The 19,499-nt window shown below is 56.5% G+C and carries 14 protein-coding genes; 11 read left to right on the forward strand and 3 right to left on the reverse strand.

Features of this window, described 5'->3' with window-relative positions; genetic code table 11:
• The first annotated feature begins 3 nt into the window (after positions 1–3).
• Positions 4–1,017 carry an SIS domain-containing protein gene (locus ACYBHZ_RS11480; RefSeq protein ID WP_460274418.1) on the forward strand — a complete coding sequence of 338 codons (1,014 nt, stop codon included), beginning with the start codon at positions 4–6 and terminating at the stop codon, positions 1,015–1,017.
• 50 nt (positions 1,018–1,067) lie between these two features.
• Positions 1,068–1,868 (forward strand): PfkB family carbohydrate kinase, encoded by an 801-nt coding sequence (locus ACYBHZ_RS11485; RefSeq protein ID WP_460274419.1) that lies wholly within the window; start codon positions 1,068–1,070, stop codon positions 1,866–1,868.
• Positions 1,869–1,951: 83 nt separating this feature from the next.
• Here ACYBHZ_RS11485 and ACYBHZ_RS11490 read toward each other — a convergent pair whose 3' ends face one another.
• The 3 genes from ACYBHZ_RS11490 to ACYBHZ_RS11500 are packed head-to-tail and all read right to left on the reverse strand — an operon-like array spanning position 1,952 to position 4,382.
• Complete coding sequence (locus tag ACYBHZ_RS11490; protein WP_460274421.1) at positions 1,952–2,428, reverse strand: efflux RND transporter periplasmic adaptor subunit; 477 nt, start codon at positions 2,426–2,428, stop codon at positions 1,952–1,954.
• A gap of 9 nt (positions 2,429–2,437) precedes the next feature.
• On the reverse strand, positions 2,438–3,694 hold the full coding sequence (locus ACYBHZ_RS11495) for a HAMP domain-containing sensor histidine kinase (RefSeq protein ID WP_460274422.1): 1,257 nt from the start codon (positions 3,692–3,694) through the stop codon (positions 2,438–2,440).
• Between the two features lies 1 nt (position 3,695).
• Positions 3,696–4,382 (reverse strand): response regulator, encoded by a 687-nt coding sequence (locus ACYBHZ_RS11500; RefSeq protein WP_460274423.1) that lies wholly within the window; start codon positions 4,380–4,382, stop codon positions 3,696–3,698.
• Between the two features lie 248 nt (positions 4,383–4,630).
• On the opposite strand from ACYBHZ_RS11500, the gene ACYBHZ_RS11505 reads away from it, so the two are divergent.
• From ACYBHZ_RS11505 to ACYBHZ_RS11545, 9 genes are all read left to right on the forward strand, one after another.
• Entirely contained in the window at positions 4,631–6,109 is a 1,479-nt protein-coding gene (locus tag ACYBHZ_RS11505; protein ID WP_460274501.1) for a thymidine phosphorylase family protein, read from the forward strand.
• Positions 6,106–6,993 carry a ribose-phosphate diphosphokinase gene (prs, locus tag ACYBHZ_RS11510; RefSeq protein ID WP_460274424.1) on the forward strand — a complete coding sequence of 296 codons (888 nt, stop codon included), beginning with the start codon at positions 6,106–6,108 and terminating at the stop codon, positions 6,991–6,993. Before ACYBHZ_RS11505 ends, prs begins: the two co-directional genes overlap by 4 nt.
• A 291-nt stretch (positions 6,994–7,284) precedes the next feature.
• Complete coding sequence (locus ACYBHZ_RS11515) at positions 7,285–8,067, forward strand: MipA/OmpV family protein (protein WP_460274425.1); 783 nt, start codon at positions 7,285–7,287, stop codon at positions 8,065–8,067.
• A gap of 832 nt (positions 8,068–8,899) precedes the next feature.
• On the forward strand, positions 8,900–9,892 hold the full coding sequence (locus ACYBHZ_RS11520) for an SDR family NAD(P)-dependent oxidoreductase (protein WP_460274426.1): 993 nt from the start codon (positions 8,900–8,902) through the stop codon (positions 9,890–9,892).
• Positions 9,889–11,070 (forward strand): efflux RND transporter periplasmic adaptor subunit, encoded by a 1,182-nt coding sequence (locus tag ACYBHZ_RS11525; RefSeq protein WP_460274427.1) that lies wholly within the window; start codon positions 9,889–9,891, stop codon positions 11,068–11,070. The genes ACYBHZ_RS11520 and ACYBHZ_RS11525 overlap by 4 nt, the downstream gene beginning before the upstream one ends.
• Entirely contained in the window at positions 11,070–14,198 is a 3,129-nt protein-coding gene (locus tag ACYBHZ_RS11530; protein ID WP_460274428.1) for an efflux RND transporter permease subunit, read from the forward strand. Before ACYBHZ_RS11525 ends, ACYBHZ_RS11530 begins: the two co-directional genes overlap by 1 nt.
• Positions 14,199–14,457: 259 nt before the next feature.
• Positions 14,458–15,507, forward strand: a complete 1,050-nt coding sequence (locus ACYBHZ_RS11535) for an HlyD family secretion protein (protein ID WP_460274429.1) — start codon at positions 14,458–14,460, stop codon at positions 15,505–15,507.
• A gap of 2 nt (positions 15,508–15,509) precedes the next feature.
• A complete protein-coding gene (gene rbbA, locus ACYBHZ_RS11540) occupies positions 15,510–18,242 on the forward strand; it encodes a ribosome-associated ATPase/putative transporter RbbA (RefSeq protein ID WP_460274430.1) in 2,733 nt (910 codons plus the stop codon).
• On the forward strand, positions 18,239–19,366 hold the full coding sequence (locus ACYBHZ_RS11545; protein WP_460274431.1) for an ABC transporter permease: 1,128 nt from the start codon (positions 18,239–18,241) through the stop codon (positions 19,364–19,366). The genes rbbA and ACYBHZ_RS11545 overlap by 4 nt, the downstream gene beginning before the upstream one ends.
• The last annotated feature ends 133 nt before the right edge of the window (positions 19,367–19,499 follow it).

The raw sequence follows: 19,499 nt of genomic DNA on the forward strand, positions 1-19,499 counted from the left end.
TCCATGTTCAACTTTGACGAAGCGCGCTTTTTGAAAATCCAAGGCGGGGCAGTCTCTCTGGCCCCTCGGATTGACGAGGTGATCTCTGCCGCCATCGCGAATGGCGCAAGCAACCTCTATTTCCTCGGCACCGGCGGTGTCGCTTATCTGATGGAGCCTGCAGTTCAACTTCTCCATCGCCGGTCCGGTTTTCCGGTCTACAAGGATTATCCGGCCGAGCTTGTGCTCAGCGGATCCGCAAACCTGACCGAGAAATCCATCGTGATCATGCCGTCTCTGTCTGGCACGACCAAAGAAAGCGTCGCGATGATGGACAAGCTCAAGGAAATCGGTTGCACGCTGATCACTCTGATCGGTCATGCGGAAACGCCGCTCGGCCTTGGCGGCAATCCCGCTTTGGTCAATTTCGCCGAAGACGATACCTCGTCCGAGTCCTTCTACATCCAGTCGCTTCTGGTCGCCCTGTCGGTGATGAAAGCGCGCGGTGAGATCGACAATTACGATGACCTGATCGCAGAATTGCAAACCGTGCCCGAAGCGCTGTTGAAGGCCAAGCAGGCCTTTGAGCCGAAAGCCGAAGACTACGCCAAAATCATCGCTGGCGCAGATTACCATATGTTCACCGGCGCCGGAAACATGTGGCCGGAAACGCTCTATTACGCGACCTGTATCCTTGAGGAAATGCAATGGATCCGCACCCGTCCGGTGCATGCGTCCGACTTCTTCCACGGTCCGCTTGAACTGATCGAAAAAGGTGTGAGCCTGATCCTGTTCCGTGGCGAAGATGCTTATGATGCATTGGCCGAACGTGTGGCAAATTTTGCACCGCAATACACCGATCGCTTCACGGTCCTCGACATTCGTGATTTTGCCCCCCGCGATCTGTCCGACGAGATGCGCGCCTTGCTTTCTCCGGCGATGATGGCAACGCTTCTGGAGCGTCTGAGCGCCCATCTCGAAGCGCTGCGGGACCACCCGCTGGTGACCCGTCGTTACTACAAACGCGTCGCCTATTGATCTAAAGCGTGGGCTCGATTGCGGGCCCACGCCCCTTTATGGAGAGTTTCGTGACAGGACTTCGTCTTGCGGCCGTTGGTGACAATTGCATCGACCGTTTTCTCACCCAAAAGATTGCCCGCGTCGGCGGCAATGCCCTCAATGTCGCCGTTCATTTCGCCAAAGCGGGTCATGACGCCGCTTATTTCGGGGCTGTGGGCGATGACGAGGATGGGCGATGGACCCGGCAAGAGCTTGTGTTGAATGCGGTGAATGTGGATGGTCTCGACATTCGTCCGGAAATGACCGCCTATACCAACATCGCGCATAACGCAGAGGGGGATCGGCAGTTTCTCTTCGAAGAGTTTGGCGCAAGTGCGGCCTATTTTCCCGGACCGGACGCGATCAAGACATTGCGTGCGGCGGATCATGTGCATTTCGGGCTTTTGAATGAAAGCGAACTTCTGTGTGAGAAGCTGAAAGGACGCGGCGTCACTGTGTCTGTCGATTGTGCCGTGAACCCTTTGACAAGTGCTGTAGATCTCGCATTTGGCTCTGTGGGTGAGGATTTGCCCGCGGCTCAGGCCGAGATGGAGCGCCTTTTGGCGCTCGGGCATGGGCTTGTTGTCGTGACGCGCGGCGCTGAGGGGGCGATGGCCTCTGACGGCACAAACACATGGAGCATTGCCGGCAAGCCAATCCAAGCCGTTGACACCACAGGCGCTGGCGACACATTCATCGCGCATTTCATTGCAACTTGGAAAATGTCGAAAAAGATCGAGACGGTTCTGGACAGAGCGACGATGGCTGCGGCGGCCAATTGTCTCTACCTTGGAGGCTTCCCCCAAGACGGGCGCGTGCTTCCCTCTTAGTGGTGTGAAGTGAGCAGATGTAATCCAAATAAAGCGTTTCTACTTAAACCTGAATCAGGGTTTGAGCAGAAACGCTTTAGGTCTTAAGATTTTGCCGTATCAATGTCCGTCTCTTTCTCCGAAGAGGCAGTTGACCGGGCACAAAATCTCAAAGTTTTAGATGCGAGAATAGCAAGCCCCCCTGTGAGGGGCCCACGAATGCGCATCAGTCGCGCAGAGCTTTCGGAGACGTCGACATAGATCTGCTCGAGTCGAGTGACCGTGGTCAGCGCATCGCTGTGATTGGCGATGACCGGAGAGCCGGACGAAAACTCCGGCGCATCCGAAATGCCAGAAATCAGACTGTGGATGTCCACCCGGCTGAGATTGAGCTGCGCCTGTTTGAGATCGGCTTCGGCGCGTTTCACACTCGCCTTGGCCTGTGCCGTGATCAATGTCGTCTCGGCGCTGTCTCGTACTGCTTCGGCAAAGGCCGCCTCATAGGTCTTCGCATCGAGCCGGAACAACACATCTCCGGCTGTAACTCGTTGCCCGACTGTGTCGGCGATCTCTTCGATCACAAAAAATGCTCATTGGCCGGGGATTTTCAGAACCATGACAAGACCGCCGTCAGTCGGCAGTTCCGCGTACACCTCGCCGCCATGCTTCGTAATGGCACTTCTCGCAATCGCGAGGCCAAGCCCGTGTCCCCCGACGGGGAGAACGTCTCCGCTGCGGGTGAAGGGCTCAAATATCCGATCTACGTCTCCTGGTTCAACTCCGGGCCCATGATCCGTAACGCGAACCTCCAACAGGTTGCCTTGTACTTTGCAATCGACTGACACATGCGAGCGTTCTGCCGTGTACTTGGTGGCATTTCGGATCACATTTTCCAGAGATCGGTAGATCAGTTCACCATCAACCCTCGCCAAGAAGCTTCCATCGACATCCGGTGTTATGGTTACACTGCGAGCCTGTGCTTCAAACGCGGCATCAGCAAGAATTTCATTCAGAATTTCAATGACATCAAGATCCTGAACTCGTAAAGGATCGTCTGAACGCACCGTGAGCCGAGCAAGGGTTAATACCTCGCCGACCAGCCTGTCGAGCCTTTCAACCTCGCGGTCCATTCGCTCAAGCATCACATCCAGGCGGGCGGGTGTCTTGCGCAGGATCCCTGTCGCAGCCTGAAGGCGCGACAAGGGCGATCGTAGTTCGTGAGATACGTCATGGAATAATCGTTGCTGAGCCTCGTGATTCTGCTGAAGGCGCAGGGCGGTGAGATCGAAATCACGCCCCAGATCCGAAATCTCGTCCTTCTGAGGAGCCAGCGTTTCGCCAATCCGGATATCGAACCGCCCTTGGGCCAAAGCGCTGAGACCATCTTTCAGCAGGATGACGGGACTCACCAAGCTACGAACCAGAAGTGCCGCAGCCACCACACTGGAAACTAGGATGGCGAGGCCGAGCATCGTTGGTGCCAGGCGCGACGGGACGATCCCTTCGGCCTCCAACACGGAGATCTGGTAGCAGGTGCCGCCTTGCTGTACTGCCCTTGCAGTCAATCGATTGGCGGGTTCACAGACGGAGTCGTCTACGGTGGGCATAATTGTCAGACCGAGGGGGCGGGCCGCTTCGCTCGCCGTCACGAAGCGTCTTGCTTCATCCTCGCCTTGCTCTTGCAAAATCGTTTGTGTGAGATCGAGGATGATTTCACGCTTCTGGGCCTCTAGTTCAGGTATGACCGGCGAAGCTCCAAAGGCATTCAGGATCAGAGCCATTGCAACCACCGACCCAACGACGGTGATCGAAATTATGATCATGAATTTCCGAAAGAGCTTGCGCATATCAATCCACCAGCAACTGGTAACCTTGGCCACGCACCGACAAGATTTGAGATTGCCCGTCGTTTCGACGACCAAGTTTCTGACGGACGCTGCTGATGTGAACGTCGATACGCCTGTCGAACGGCGCCAAAGGTTGCCCAAAGGCACGCTTCGAAATCTCCTGTTTGGAGACAAGCTCACCGGCATGGCGTGCAAGAACTTCGAGAAGGCTGAATTCTGTACCCGTTAGGTCAAGGGCGTGCCCGTCCCATTCCGCACTCCGGTTGGTGGGATGCAGCACCAGTCGCCCTGCGATGATCGGTGCTTTGGCTTCGGCCTGGCTCGACTGGCTGGTTCGTCGCAGAATTGCACGCACGCGCGCAGCCAATTCACCAGGGGAACAGGGTTTCGGCACGTAATCGTCAGCGCCAAGATTCAGGCCGGTGATCCTATCCACGTCATCGCCCCGCGCAGTCAGCATGAGGATGGGAACCTGGCTACACTCCCGGATCCTGCGCAAGACCTCAATACCGTTCATACGCGGCATCATGACATCAAGGACGATCAAATCTGCCGCGTTGTTCATCGCAGCGTTTACAGCGCTACGCCCATCCACCGCTGTGCTCACGTCGTAACCTTCTTCAGAGAGATATTCCTGAAGAAGGGCTGTCAGTTCCATGTCGTCATCTACAAGGAGGACTTTCATCATTGGCCGGGTCCTTCAATACTGTCTGGTTTCTACCCTGTCGACGCCTAGAGCAGAAGCTTTTTACCTAACTTTACACATGCTTGACGGCGTTTAACCTTAACAAAGATAACATGACTTTGCTGGTCAATCTGGCTTTGAAAGTAGCCATTATGGTGTCCGGATGATCGTGTATCTGACCGTTCAGGCGCAACACCGACGTGATGTCGGTTTGAAAAGACGGAAGACAAAGGGACGTAGAATTGCTGAAGGTGCGCCGCATACCAATCGACACCCATCCCGAAAATACCGCTCTGCTTTTTCGGCACGGCAATGGCTACTCGACCGAGCAGTACCGCGCGCTGCGCAAACTCCGTGTCTGGACCGATGACGCCGAAATTCTTGCCACCTTGGCGCTGGTGGACGACGAGACAATCGTCGGGCCCGATGAAATAGGACTTGGTGAGCAATCTTTTCGTCGCCTTGGCTGCGATGAGGGCAGCGAGGTTTCGATTGAACAGGCTCCCCCTCCTGCAAGCCTCGAATTCATCAAACGCAAGATCGAAGGCGAGACGTTAGACGAAAGCGAGATCGCAGCAATTGTGCGTGACTTGGCGAGCTACATCTACTCTCCAATGGAGATTGCGGCCTTCCTGGTGGCCTGTGCTGGCTTCATGAGCACACAGGAAACGCTCTCGATGACGCGCGCGATGATCAATGTTGGAAATCGTTTGGACTGGAAGACACCTTTGGTCGTGGACAAGCACTGCATTGGTGGCATTCCGGGCAATCGCACGTCCATGATCGTCGTTCCGATCATGGCAGCACACGGCTTGATCTGTCCCAAGACCTCGTCGCGCGCCATTACATCGCCTGCCGGCACAGCGGATACGATGGGTGTGCTTGCCAACGTCGACCTTACGCAAGAGCAGATGAAAGAGATCGTTGCCCAGGAAAACGCCTTCCTTGCATGGGGCGGACGAGTGAATCTTTCTCCGGCTGACGATGTACTGATTTCCGTGGAGCGACCGCTGCGGCTCGACACGTTCGAGCAGATGGTCGCATCGATTCTATCGAAAAAGGTTGCGGCTGGTTCTACTCATCTGTTGGTCGATATTCCGGTCGGCCCGACAGCAAAAGTGCGCTCCCAAAGAGATGCCATACGATTGCGCAAACTCTTCGAATATGTCGCTCGCCACCTAGGATTGGAGATCGACGTGATGCTGACGGACGGCTCGCAACCCGTAGGGCGCGGAGTGGGGCCTGTTCTGGAAGCCCGAGACGCCATGGCGGTGCTGCGCAATGATGATGACGCACCGGCGGATTTGCGGGATCGAGCTGTCATGCTTGCAGGGCGCATGCTCGAGTTCGACCCGTCCCTTGAAGGGGGAAAAGGATTTGCCAAAGCCGCCGAACTGCTTTCCTCCGGCGCCGCATTGGCGGCAATGGAGCGGCTGATCAAAGCGCAGGGCCGCCGAGAAGAGCCGCCGCGGCTCGGCATTCACCAGTTTGAGGTGACCTCCTCGAAGTCCGGGTCGGTTGTCCAGATTGATTGCCAACGTATCGCTCGGATCGCGCGACTGGCAGGGGCTCCCATTGATGAAGGGGCAGGCATTGATCTGCTTCGCAAGGTGGGCGCGCAACTCCGCGCTGGCGATGTACTCTACCGTATTTACGCCAACTCAGAGGCCGGACTGGCCTTCGCCAGGAAACTTGCCGAGGAACATCCGGCATATGAGATTTCATCATGAGTTGCGCTGTATTCGGTTTTCCTGAATGTACGGTGCAGGCAGCTCGTCTCGCTCAGGAACTCGGGGTCCCCTACCACGACGTCGAGTTGCGCTCTTTCCCTGATGGAGAAAGCCTTGTTCGAGTCCCTGCTGCGCCCATCACCGCAATCCTGTACCGTTCACTTGACCACCCGAATGAGAAAATCATCGAAGTGCTATTGGCCGCATCGGCGTTACGGGGCCAAGGCGTTTCCAGACTTGTGTTCGTCATTCCTTATCTGGCCTATATGCGGCAGGATATCGCGTTCCGACGGGGCGAAGCCATCAGTCAGAAAGTCGTCACCGGCTTGCTGGCACAACATTGCGATGCCCTCATCACTGTCGATCCACACTTGCACCGAACCCGTTCGCTGTCGGTGCTCATGCCATCCATCGAAACTGCTTCCATTTCAGCGGCGCCGGTGCTTTCAACTGCACTGGGCGACGACAGGGATTTGCTCCTCGTCGGACCGGATGAGGAATCCCAGCAATGGGTGGAGGCGATCGCGCAACCCCACGGGTTGGAATTCCTTATTGGCCGAAAGCAACGGCTAGGAGACCGGCACCTGAAACTGGCCATCGAGGGTATTGAGCGAGTATCGGGACGCCCGGTGGTGCTCGTGGATGATCTTGTATCGAGTGGTGGAACCTTGAAGGCTGCCGCGCAACTATTGCATGAGGCAGGCGCTGCGAAGGTCGATGCATTGGCCACGCATTGCATCGCCAATGCGACGGACCTCCAAGAACTTTCTCAGGCGGGTATTTCCTGTTTTCGAGCGACAGACACCGTACCCGGTTCGGTCAGCTCAGTCCACATCGGTGCAGCTCTTGCGCGAGATATTGAACGGCGTGGTTGGCTATCGTGAAGGTTCTGGCCTGCCAATATAGGACGAAGCCAAACGCCTAGCGACACAGCTTGTGTCGCGCAGGTCTCGAGAGGGTTTTTGTCTTCTCGGTTGACCGACAATGAAGACTTTTCTGCTCTATCCCTTTCCCACCTCGAATGCAAAAAGAGCCACCCCAGGTGCTTTTCTCGCCCCACATCAGGCACGCATGCGGTGTAATTTTTACTCAACTTTACAGCGCCTTGACCGCGCTTAACTTCAAATCAGGTATCACCATGCCATCGGTGAATCCTAGGAGAGATAGGAAAGGTCATGGGCGAAATGGTAGATATCAATATTATGAGGCACCCCAATTACGCTTTGACCGCGGCCCTCTTCTTTCTGGGTATCGGCTTGGTTCCAGCAAGTGCTCAAGAGCGCCCGGACGGCTTTTCTATCGGCCTTGCAGTAGCCGGAGGAAACAACATCTATGTCGGTGAAAGCGATGACATATCAGCCCTGCCATTGCTTCGCTACGACAGCGATGCTTTCTCGATCGGATTACCTGACGGTTTGACCGTGAAACTGTTTGGCGCGAACGATTTCGAAATCGGCGCCGCACTTTCTCCAAGACTGTTTGCTCTCGTCGACACCGACGCGTCCGAGCTTCGGGGCATTGATCGGGACATAACTGTCGATGGCGGCTTGCAGGCCCGCTACGCGTTCACACAGCAAACTACCCTGCTTGCACGAGCTGTCACTGAGGTGACTGATGAACACGGGGGCAGCGAAGTGGAAATTGCACTTCGCCACGCGGTTCCCGTCGGCCGGGCAGCGTTTAGTGTGGAGGCCGGGGCCACCTGGCAAAGCGCTGATTTGTCTACATATCTCTATGGCGTTCGCGGATCGGAAGCGATTTCTGGCCGCGCGGCATATGACCCCGGTGACGTGATCGTTCCCCATCTTTCGCTCGGAGCGGTGTACCCTCTGAATGACCGCATGCGGATCGTTTCCAGCATTCGTGCCGAATTCCTGCCGGACGAGGTGCAGGACAGTCCGATCGTGTCCGAGGATATTTCTATCGGCGCGATGATCGGTGTCTCCTATAGCTTTTGATGCCCCTTGAGTTCGAAGACGAGGCTTCGCTTAGGGCTGCGCGACTTTCCGGAGTTCGGTCTTCGTCCGCTATCGCCGTTTTTACATAACTTTACACATGCTTGACCGCACTTGACCTCGCCTTCGCTAGATTGAGCGCGATGCTTGCTCTGCAAGCGGGAATCAGAAACTCACGAGACGCCTGATGGATCGCCTTTCTCCTTTCTGGCTTTGGGCCCTGCTGTCAGTACCGGCGGCTGCGATGCTCTTTCAATGGGGGACCATGGAGGGCACCGTCGAGGCATACGGAAATCTTCTGCATGTCTCGGGAGAGACTTCTGCGCGCGCCCTGCTCGTCGCCATGTTGGCCAGTCCATTGGTTTTGTGGCTTCGCGGCTGGCGTGGGCCACGGTGGAAGACACTACAGCGCAGCACCTACGTGGCTGCCGTCTTCGTCCTTCTCCACTGGGCGGCACTGCACGATTGGGGCGGAATAGGGCCAGCCTTGGTGCACTTCGCCCCACTTGCCGTGCTGGAAGCGTATCGTATCTGGTTTTGGCACTTGCGGTCGCGTAATGACAGCGGCTCAGGAACTGAAACCCCATGTCGCTTAGGCCCATCCCAAGACTTTGGGCCATGAAAATCTCAAGCTCCACGCGCGGAGAGGGCCCCTGCTTGCCGCTACCCCCCCCATTTGGCAGCAGGGGCCTGCAAAAATCTCAACCCCACAATCACACCAGAGTCGCCGATGCCCCTGTTGTGAAATGCTTTACCAAGCGTTTCGACGTGGATGCGTAAATGCTGTTTCATCAGCACGCCGCGATTTGTTCGCCCGGCTCGGAAAGGATTGAATATGGATACGAACACTGTGCCGAGCGCGCACACCTCTAACGAAGAGCCAATGCGCCGATTGATGGTGATGACTGGCGCGACGAGTGGCTTTGGGTCGCAGACAGTAGGTTTGCTTGCGGACGACCCCGAAACCAGGGTCATCGTCGGGGCTCGTGGTCAAAACAGGAAACTCCCCGCCGGCGTAGAGGTCATTCCGCTCGATCTGACCTCTCTGACCAGCGTACGCTCTTTTGCCAATAATGTTATCACACAGCTTGGCGATGCTAAAATTGACGTTCTTATTCTGAACGCTGGCATACGAGGATCCGATGCGGAACAGAGAAGCGAAGATGGATTTGGGCTGACCTTTGCTGTGAACCATCTGGCTCACTATCTTTTGGCGCGTCTGCTTCTGCCAAAGATTGCGGATGGCGGTCGTTTGGTGATCACCGCCAGCAACATGCACAACCCGCCCTTCAAGGCGCTGGCACCGAAAGGCATGGATATTGCGGAATGGGCCAACCCCAGCCCGAAAGGTCCTGCGACAGGCGTTCGGTCCTATTGCATTTCAAAACTATGCAACCTCATGACCGCGCAGAGTTTCGCGCGGCTTGATGAGGTGAAGGCGCGGCGTATCAATGTGATCGCCTTCAATCCGGGATTGACTGGTGGCACGAGTGCAGGGAATTCGTCAGTTCTCCAGAGGGTTGCGGTCAGGGCCCTGATGGCGACTGTGTTTCCGCTGCTTAGGATGTTCAAACCCGAATTCAGCATGAACACGCCAGAGCATTCCGGCACCCTGTTTGCCAAAGTTGCCAAGGGAGAGATCGTGCCCCCAGTGGGCAAGGTGTATGTTTCCCTCGTCAAAGGCATACCGACCTTCCCCGAGCCGTCAGATTTGGCGCGCGATCCCGTTGGACAGGATGAGCTCTGGCGAGCGAGCGCCCAGATGGTCGGATTGGACCAGAATGTTGACACGGTACTCACGATCCCGGCGGGAGGATCTTCACAATGACTCTTCCCCCGTCGGAGACGCCAGCCAAACTCCAGTTTGATGATGAACCGGGCGCGTCCCGATCGAAGTGGATTGCCTGCTTTCTGGGACTGGCGCTGGTTGGATGGATGGGAAGCGGCTTCATAGTCGCTAGCCCTCAGGAAGATAATAATACCGCCCCTCTCGAAGCGAAAACATTTACCGTTGCTATACGAGAGAGCGAAGCACGGGACGTAACGAAGATATTTGCAGCCGAAGGACAGGCACAGCCTGACCGACGCGCTGCGGTTCGTGCACAGGCCTCGGGTGAAGTTGTGCACCTGACAGCGATCAAAGGAGCTACATTGAATGCGGGAGATGAAATCGCCCGCCTCAGCACGCGTGAGCTTGAAGCACGGGTTCTTGAAGCCGAAGAAGGATTAAAGCAGGCGCGAGAGGATTTCGAAACCACCCAATCGCTTTTCGAGCGGGGCGTGGCAACCGCCACACGCTTGAGAGAGGTTCGGGCCGACCTCGCCAGTGCTGAGGCACAACTCGCTCAAGCCGAAGAAGCGCGGGATGACACAGTCATCCGCGCGCCCTTCACGGGCCGCCTGAACGCCTTGGATTTGGATATTGGATCCTATGTTTCAGCCGGCACTGAAATCGGCACCATTCTCGATATCGATCCGCTTCGTATTGTCATTCAAGTGCCGCAGCAAGCTCTCGCCCAAGTGCGCGAAGGGGAAAAGGCGACGGTCTCCTTTATCACGGGCGAGGAGCGCACCGGCACAATCGAGTATGTCAGCCGGGACGCGGATACCGACACACGCACCTTCCTCGCCGAGATCATCGTGCCAAATCCCGAAGGGGAGATTGCCTCAGGCGTTTCGGCGCAAGTCCTTATTCCAACTGAGAAAATTGCTGCACATTTCATCTCGCCCGCGATTTTGTCGCTCAGCGAAGACGGCAGGCTGGGACTGAAGACCATAGACCAGAGGAACCGGGTCGTTTTCCATGAGATTGTTGTCGAACGCGCTGAGCGCGACGGCATTTGGGTCAGCGGACTGACGCAAAATGAAAAGCTGATCACAATTGGCCAAGGCTTCGTAAGTCAGGGCGAAGAAGTCATCCCTGTGCCTGAGGAACAGAGTGAAGAGAGATCGGTTTCGTCCGTTAATGTCGAGGTCCCGGGCGGCGTCGAAACGGAGATCGATTGATGAACCAACTGATCGACGCAGCCTTCAGCCGCACCCGTGTCGTCGTACTGCTCTTGATCGGCATCCTTTCGGTTGGTGCGATCGCCTATGTAGCGATCCCAAAAGAGAGTTTTCCGGAGGTGCAAATTCCGACGGTTTATGTCTCGACGTCTTTAGAGGGAATTTCGCCCGAAGATGCTGAGCGCCTTCTCGTCAAGCCGCTGGAAACCGAACTGGCGGCTTTGACTGGTCTCAAGGAGATGGTCGGGACGGCCTCAGAAGGGCATGCCAGTGTTCAACTGGAGTTCGAACCTGGCTTCGATCCGGACCTGGCGTTGGACAAGGTGCGCGAAGCTGTCGATCGGGCCGCTGGGGATCTACCAGATGACGCAACCGAGCCGACCGTCACCGAGGTCAATACTGCACTCTTCCCCATCCTCACAGCGATCTTGTCGGGGCCCGTACCGGAACGGACACTCAATGCGCTTGCCAACGAGATCAAGGACCGATTGGAGGCGCTCTCCGGAGTGCTCGAGGTCGATATCGCGGGTGAACGGGTCGAAATGCTGGAAGTTCTGATCGACCCGACCGTTTTCGAAACATACAACTTGTCTTTCTCCGAGCTGACAAGCCAGATCAGTCGGAACAATCTCTTGATCGCAGCTGGCGCCATTGAGAACGGCGCAGGCCGTATGGTGCTAAAAGTGCCGGGCCTCGTCGAAGGCACAAACGACATCATGGAGATGCCAATCAAGGTTTCAGGCGATACGGTCGTTACCTTTGAAGATGTTGCAACCGTAAGGAACACGTTCGAAGATCCGAGCAGCTTCGCACGGATCAACGGTCAGCCCGCTCTCGCATTGGAAGTCAGCAAACGGAGCGGCGCCAACATCATTGAGACCGTCGATGACGTGAAGGCGTTGATTGCCGAGGCGCAGAAAGCTTGGCCTGACAGCATTCGTGTCGATTACATGCAAGACGAAAGCAAACAGGTCCAGACGATGCTGGCAGATCTGGAATCAAATGTCATCGCGGCTGTCTTGCTGGTCATGATCGTGATTGTCTGGTCACTCGGTTTGCGGTCGTCGATCTTGGTGGGCTTGGCCATTCCCGGCGCCTTTCTTGCAGGTGTCTCCGGCTTGTTCTTCATGGGATACACGATGAACATGGTCGTGCTATTCAGCTTGATCCTTGTCGTGGGCATGTTGGTCGATGGCGCCATCGTGACGGTCGAATTGGCCGATCGGCTTTTGCATGAAGGCAAAACACCGCGTGAGGCCTACGCTACGGCGGCCAAAAGGATGGCATGGCCAATCATCGCTTCAACAGCAACAACGCTATGCGTGTTCTTCCCGCTCCTGTTTTGGGATTCGACGGTCGGAAAGTTCATGATCTTTCTTCCCATCACGGTGATCTTCACACTCGCGGCTTCCTTGTTCATGGCGCTGATCGTCATCCCGGTCATGGGCGGGCTGATCGGGCGCCGCCAACCACAGAGCGCCAAACAGAAGTTTCAGATCATGGTCTCCGAAAATGGTGATCCCAGAAACATGCACGGGGCAGCAGGGATCTATATCCGCGCCCTTGAATGGGCCATTCTGCGCCCGGGAATGACAGTAATTTTCGCAATTCTTGCGTTGGTTTCATCCTTTGTCGCCTATGGGCATTTCGGGAACGGCATTTCGTTCTTTCCTGATTCAGAACCCGATTTCGTGCAGGTGGAGGTGCGCGCTCGCGACAATTTTTCGATCTATGAGCAAGATGAACTGGTCCGCCAGGTCGAGACGCGCCTGTTGGGTTACGGCGAGCTTGCGAGCGTATATGCAAGGACCGGAGCCGACCGCCAATCGGATGAAGAGGTAATCGGCACGGTTCAGCTAGAGCTGACAGAATGGGATACGCGCCGTCCCGCTGTCGAGATCGTTGAGCAAATCCGTGCGGACATGGCCCGAATTCCGGGCGTGAATGTTCAGGTGCAGGTGCAGTCCGGAGGACCTTCTCAGGGGAAACCTGTCAATCTGGAACTTGTCTCCCAAGACAGTACAGCGCGCTTCGCGGCGATCCGTCAAGTTAGGGAGATGATGGATCGGATAGGAGGTTTCACCGACATCACGGACACGACGCCTTTGCCAGGTGTAGAGTGGGAAATCCGGCTTGACCGCTCTGAGGCGGCACGCTTTGGCGCGGATGTCGCCCTGCTGGGTCAGGCTGTGCAATTGTTGACCCAAGGGATTGCGATCGCGGATTATCGTCCAGACAATGTCGAGGATGCCGTGGACATCCGCGTACGTTTTCCAGCCGGAGAGCGGTCATTGGCCGAATTGGAAAGTCTTCGCGTGCCGACAGACAAAGGGCTCATACCCATCACGAACTTTGTGAGCTTTTCCCCCGCGCCACGTAGCGGGACGATCAAACGCATAGATCAGCAACGTGTGACCACATTGTCTGCCGATGTCGCGCCTGGCTTGCTCGCGAATGATCAAATCACGGCACTCCGAAAAGCCATTGAAAGCGTGGGGCTGCCAGAAAACATCTCATGGTCCTTCGCGGGAGAAGCGGAAGATCAGCAAGACGCGATGATCTTTCTGGTCAGTGCATTTGTGGCCGCGATCGGCCTCATGGTCATGGTTCTGCTCGTGCAGTTCAACAGCTTTTACCAGGCGTTGATCATCATGATAGCAATCGTCTTTTCAATTTCCGGGGTACTCATCGGTCTGATGGTGACAGGGCGACCATTCGGCGTCGTGATGGGGGGCATTGGCGTAATCGCATTGGCGGGCATTGTCGTGAACAACAACATCGTCCTCATCGACACCTATAATCATCTGAAGCGTTCGGGGATGCCGGTGATGGAGGCCGCACTGCGTTCCGGGGCACAACGACTGCGACCGGTGATATTGACGTCTGGAACAACGGCCCTCGGTCTTGCTCCGATGGTTATTGGTCTGAGTATCGACTTTTACCGGCGTGAGGTTGTTTATGGCGCGCCGTCTACGCAAATGTGGATCGAACTGAGCACAGCGATTGCAGGGGGATTGATGTTTGCCACGGTCCTCACTCTGATCGTGACACCGGCGATGCTGATGCTGGGTGAGCGATTTGGAACATGGCATTCAGGACGGGAGCATTTCACGCGCCGAAACCGCTGACTTCCTGCTATCGGAGCAAGACCGAGGGGGAAGCAGTTCATCGGCGCACGAGCCAAACGAGGATTTTACATAACTTTACAATCCTTTAACCGCCATTAACGCTCAGCCTGCTAACCCTTCACCACACGACCCCTGCGTGGACCACCAGAGCATGCTTTCGGGACTACTAAAATAGCGAACCATCGTATTGCTCGCGGTATCAAAGAATAGTTTGCTTCTCATTTGAGGTGGATCAAGAATTTGAGTTATCGTGGAGTCTATGGAGGATGAATTCGAAAGAGGAGTATCCTTTGTGAAGCCCCGCCGCAGCGCCATGACACGCATATTGATCATTTTCGTATTTGTTGCAGCGACCGCTGGCGCAGGCTGGTACTGGTGGCAAAGCCAGCAGGAAGGCCTTCCTGACGGTCTCGCGTCGGGGAATGGTCGGCTCGAAGCCGATCAGATCGATATATCCGCCAAATCCGCCGGACGCTTGCAGGACGTACTCGTCCAAGAAGGCGCCCTCGTTTCTGCTGGAGAGGTTCTTGCACGCATCGATGCGGCAGAGCTTCAAGCCCAACGCGCCAAATATGTCGCCGACCAAACGGCCGAAGAGGCCTCATTGCTGGAGGCGCAGGCAACAGTCGTGCAGCGTCAAGCTGAACTCGCGCTGAAAGAAGCCACTCTCCGTCGTGCGCTGGAGCTCGCCGAAAGAGACGCTATCAGTCAGCAAAAGCGAGATGAGGCACAGAGCGAGCACGATGCCGCGCGGGCTATTCTTGATGCAGCGGAACGAAGTGTGGCAGTCAGAGAGCGTTCAATCGAGGCCGCAAAAGCACTTGTGGATCAGATTGACGTTCAGATTGCAGACATGACTCTGACTGCTCCGGTCAGGGGGCGCGTTCTCTATCGTCTTGCTAATCCAGGTGAGGTCGTCAGCGCCGGCGGCAAGGTTCTGACGATCATCGATCTCTCAGAGATCTACATGGAAATCTATCTTCCGGCCCGACAGGCGATGCTGGTTCCTGTCGGATCGCAAGCCCGTATCCAATTCGATGGTGCCGACTTTGCCATACCGGCAATTGTGAGCTTCGTCTCGCCAGAGGCCCAATTCACTCCGAAACAAGTCGAGACGCAGGATGAACGCGACAATCTGATGTTCCGGGTCAAGCTGCGTGTCCCTGCAAATCTCATCGAGCAACATGTCGAGCAAGCAAAAACCGGCACAAGAGGCATGGGCTATGTCCGGCTCGGCTCAAATCCTCCGGATTGGCCTGAGTTCCTGCAAGCGCGTTTCCCGGGTGATCCCGTCGATGCAGAGGACTAGCCATGAAGGCTCTCGCTGGTCCGATCGCACGCATTCGCAGTGTGTCTCATTCCTACGGCAGTGTTTTGGCGCTCGACGATGTATCTCTGGACCTGACGGCTGGCCAGATGACAGGCCTCATTGGTCCCGATGGCGCTGGCAAGTCGACCCTACTCAGCTTGATTGCCGGCGCGCGTAAGTTGCAGGACGGCTCCGTCGAGGTCTTGGATGGGGAGATGGCTGATCCCGGGCATCGCCGGGCGGTTTGCACGCGCATCGCCTATATGCCGCAAGGGCTTGGCAAGAACCTCTACCAGGAGATCAGCGTCGCCGAAAACCTCACGTTCTTCGGAACACTCTTCGGCCTTTCGGCAAGCGAACGCCAGCAACGCATTGAACAGCTCACGGCGGCGACGGGGCTGCTTCCCTTTCTCGATCGACCTGTGGGAAAACTGTCGGGGGGCATGAAGCAAAAGCTGGGGCTGTGCTGCGCCCTCATCCACGATCCTGATCTTCTCATACTTGATGAACCGACCACCGGCGTAGACCCGTTGTCACGTCGACAGTTCTGGACACTCATCGCCGAACTGCGCCGCGACCGGCCTAACATGAGCGTTATCGTCTCGACCGCCTATATGGATGAAGCAAACCACTGCGATTGGCTGGTCGCAGTGGACCGCGGAAAAGTTCTCGCGTCGGGTTCCGCCGACGAGCTGCGCGAATCCACCGGCGAGCAGGATCTTGAAGCGGTCTTCTCTGCATTGCAGCCAGGACAGAGAAGCAAGCTTGAGCGCCTTGTCATTCCGCCACTGAAGCCGAGCGGAGAAGAACCGGTCATAGTCGCAAACGATCTAACCTGCCGTTTCGGTAAGTTCACCGCGGTCGATAAGGTCAGCTTCACCATCGAGAAAGGCGAGATTTTCGGTTTTCTCGGCTCCAATGGCTGCGGCAAGACCACGACCATGAAAATGCTGACCGGTCTGCTCGCACCAACGGAAGGCGAAGCCCGGGTATGCGGCAGTCCGGTCGATGCCAATGATCTGTCGGTTCGCCGACGTGTCGGCTTTATGACGCAATCCTTTTCGCTCTACAGCGAGCTCACGGTTCGTCAGAATCTTCTTCTGCACGCCCGCTTGTTTCATCTGGGCGAAGCCGAGGCTGCCGACCGCAGCGAAAGGCTCATAAGGGAAATCGGACTTGACGACTACGCAGATGCCGACGCTGGTTCCCTCCCGCTCGGCGTGCGTCAGCGGCTTTCGTTGGCGGTCGCCATCGTCCATGACCCCGAGCTTCTTATCCTTGACGAACCGACCTCCGGCGTCGATCCACAGGCCCGCGACGAGTTCTGGCGGCTGCTTGTAGACCTGTCGCGCAATCGCAAGGTGACCGTCTTCGTCTCCACGCATTTCATGAGTGAGGCAATGCGTTGCGACCGCATCTCACTGATGCACGCCGGTCGTGTGCTCGTCTGCGACGCCCCCACGAACGTGATTGCTTCAAAAAGCGCTCCGGATCTCGAAGCGGCATTTATCGCTTACATTGAGGAAGCCGGAGCGTCTGAAACCGCGCCAAGCGTCCAGACGCCCGTTGCGCAGGGGGAGGCGCTCGAATCCCCCGGGCACCGACGTTTCCAACCATTGCAGCGCCTGCTCGCCTACGCGCAGTGCGAAACGCTATCGCTGATACGCGATCCCGTTCGGCTTGCCTTCGCGTTTGTTGGTTCCTTCATCATGATGTTGCTCTTCGGTTTCGGCATGTCCGCCGACGTAACGAACCTGGCCTATGCCGCCTTCGATCATGATAACACGCCCGAAAGCCGCGCTTACCTCTCAGGTTTTTCGAGCTCGCGCTATTTTACGGAGCGCCCGGCGGTCCACAGCTTGGCGGAAATGGAACACCAATTGCAGGCAAGTGACGTCAGCCTCGTCCTCGAAATTCCACCGAATTTCGGTCGTATGCTGCAACGAGGCTCTGAGGTAGAGGTCTCTGCCTGGATCGATGGCGCGAACACCACACGGGCAGGCACCATTGAAGCGTACGTAAGCGCGGCGCACCAACACTTCTTTCAGCAAAGAAGTCTGGAAATGGGCTCTGCAGGTATTTCGCAGTCATCTGCTGAATTCCAGATCCGGTACCGCTACAATCCGACGGACGAGAGCATCTATTCTTTCGGACCGTCCGTTCCTGCCATGCTGCTGATTATGTTCCTCGCGATCCTGGTTGCGGTCAGTGTCGCTCGAGAAAAGGAAATCGGTACGATCACCAACTTCTACGTGACACCGACGACCCGGCTCGAATTCCTAGTCGGCAAGCAGTTGCCCTATCTCGGCGTCGGAATGATCAACTTCGTCATCATGACGGCGACTGTGTTGTTCATCTTTGGCGTTCCCCTCAAGGGCAGCGGCGCGATGCTGGTCTGCGCGGCTTTGCTCTATACGGCCGGAGCAACCGGCTATGGGCTCTTCATTTCAACTGTAACGAAAAGCCAGGTGGCAGCAGTGTTCGCCGGCGCGGTCTTGTCGTTGCTTCCGACCATGCAATTCTCGGGCATGACACAGCCAGTCTCCTCGCTGGAAGGTGCAGCACGCTCCATGGGCGCGCTTTGGCCGACGACCTACTATCGGGAGATAAGCGTCGGGGCGTTCACCAAAGGGCTCGGCTTCGGCGACATGGCGATGGATCTCATGGCTCTCGCGCTGTTTCCTGTGGCCTTTCTCGTGCTTTCGGTGCTCTTTTTGAGAAAACAGGAACGATGATGCCCAGCCTCTCCAACATATTCTGGCTCGGCACAAAGGAACTTCGGTCGCTTGCAAAGGACATGATGATGATCCTCTTCATCATCTGGTCGTTTGGCCTCAGCATATACACGCAGGCGACTGGCGGCGGAGAAACCGTCAACAATGCCGCCATCGCAATCGTCGACGAAGACCGCTCGACGCTCTCCCGCTCATTAGCAGCGCAGTTTTATCCGCCGTATTTCCAAACCGTCGAAACCATAGATGCCGCCGAAATGGACAGCGCCATGGACGAAGGTCGCTACACATTCATCGTCGTCATCCCTCCTCGTTTCGAGCAGGATATAAAGCGGGGGCGGGATACGGAAATCCAACTCAGCATGGACGCCACTGCCTCGCAGCAGGCGTCTCTGGGCGCGGGCTATATCCAGAACATCGTGGCAAACGAAATAGCGCGCACCCTGAACGGCGGCGCACAAGACACCAGTTCTGGGTCAGAGCTCGTGGTTCGACGGGCGTTCAATCCAAATGGAACTCAGGCCTGGTTCAGGTCGGTCGTCAGTCTCGCCGATCAGCTTTCTATGCTTATGATCATCCTGACCGGGGCTGCTCTACTGCGCGAGCGAGAGCACGGTACGATCGAACACCTCATGGTGATGCCGCTCACGGCCTTCGAAATCGCGCTTGCCAAAGTCTGGGCGAACGGCTTGGTCATCATCGTCGCCTTCACATGCTCTCTGCTGTTCGTCGTAGAGGGTGTGCTCGAGGTTCCCATTGCCGGCTCACGCGGTTTGATCATTCTGGGCAGCATGATCTACGTCTTTGCTGCGGCGGCAATCGGCATGCTGCTCGGAACGCTCGCACGCACCATGGCGCAGTTCGCTCTGCTGATGTTGATGGCCATCTTCCCTATGATGATCTTGTCAGGGGGCATGCTGCCGGTCGAAAGCCAGCCGCAGTGGCTGCAATACATAACCTGGCTCTTGCCGTCGCGTCACTATGTAGCGCTGATGCAAGCTGTCGCGTTCAGGGGAGCAGGAATTGAACTTGTGTGGCGCGAAGTCGCGACCATGTTTGGAATGGGAGCCGTGTTCCTCGCCGCTAGCCTGCTTCTTTTCAGACAATCGATTGCAACGGCCAAATGAGACACTGTTCCATCATAGGGCGAGTTAGCGGGGTGCAGGTGCCAGCTCAGCGTGGCCGCGCAGGCAGTCGGCGCAATCACGACCAGAAATGCCTAGGGTTCAGTCGTCCAATATTCAGGAGCCGCGCAAACAA

It is taken from the genome of Celeribacter sp. ULVN23_4, assembly GCF_054788345.1.

Excerpts from the sequence above, each read along its gene's own strand:
- ACYBHZ_RS11480 (WP_460274418.1), top strand. The coding sequence starts at position 4 with ATGTTCAACTTTGACGAAGCGCGCTTTTTGAAAATCCAAGGCGGGGCA.
- ACYBHZ_RS11495 (WP_460274422.1), bottom strand. The coding sequence starts at position 3,694 with ATGCGCAAGCTCTTTCGGAAATTCATGATCATAATTTCGATCACCGTC.
- ACYBHZ_RS11500 (WP_460274423.1), bottom strand. The coding sequence starts at position 4,382 with ATGATGAAAGTCCTCCTTGTAGATGACGACATGGAACTGACAGCCCTT.
- prs (WP_460274424.1), top strand. The coding sequence starts at position 6,106 with ATGAGTTGCGCTGTATTCGGTTTTCCTGAATGTACGGTGCAGGCAGCT.
- ACYBHZ_RS11515 (WP_460274425.1), top strand. The coding sequence starts at position 7,285 with ATGGGCGAAATGGTAGATATCAATATTATGAGGCACCCCAATTACGCT.
- ACYBHZ_RS11520 (WP_460274426.1), top strand. The coding sequence starts at position 8,900 with ATGGATACGAACACTGTGCCGAGCGCGCACACCTCTAACGAAGAGCCA.
- ACYBHZ_RS11525 (WP_460274427.1), top strand. The coding sequence starts at position 9,889 with ATGACTCTTCCCCCGTCGGAGACGCCAGCCAAACTCCAGTTTGATGAT.
- ACYBHZ_RS11530 (WP_460274428.1), top strand. The coding sequence starts at position 11,070 with ATGAACCAACTGATCGACGCAGCCTTCAGCCGCACCCGTGTCGTCGTA.
- ACYBHZ_RS11535 (WP_460274429.1), top strand. The coding sequence starts at position 14,458 with ATGGAGGATGAATTCGAAAGAGGAGTATCCTTTGTGAAGCCCCGCCGC.
- rbbA (WP_460274430.1), top strand. The coding sequence starts at position 15,510 with ATGAAGGCTCTCGCTGGTCCGATCGCACGCATTCGCAGTGTGTCTCAT.
- ACYBHZ_RS11545 (WP_460274431.1), top strand. The coding sequence starts at position 18,239 with ATGATGCCCAGCCTCTCCAACATATTCTGGCTCGGCACAAAGGAACTT.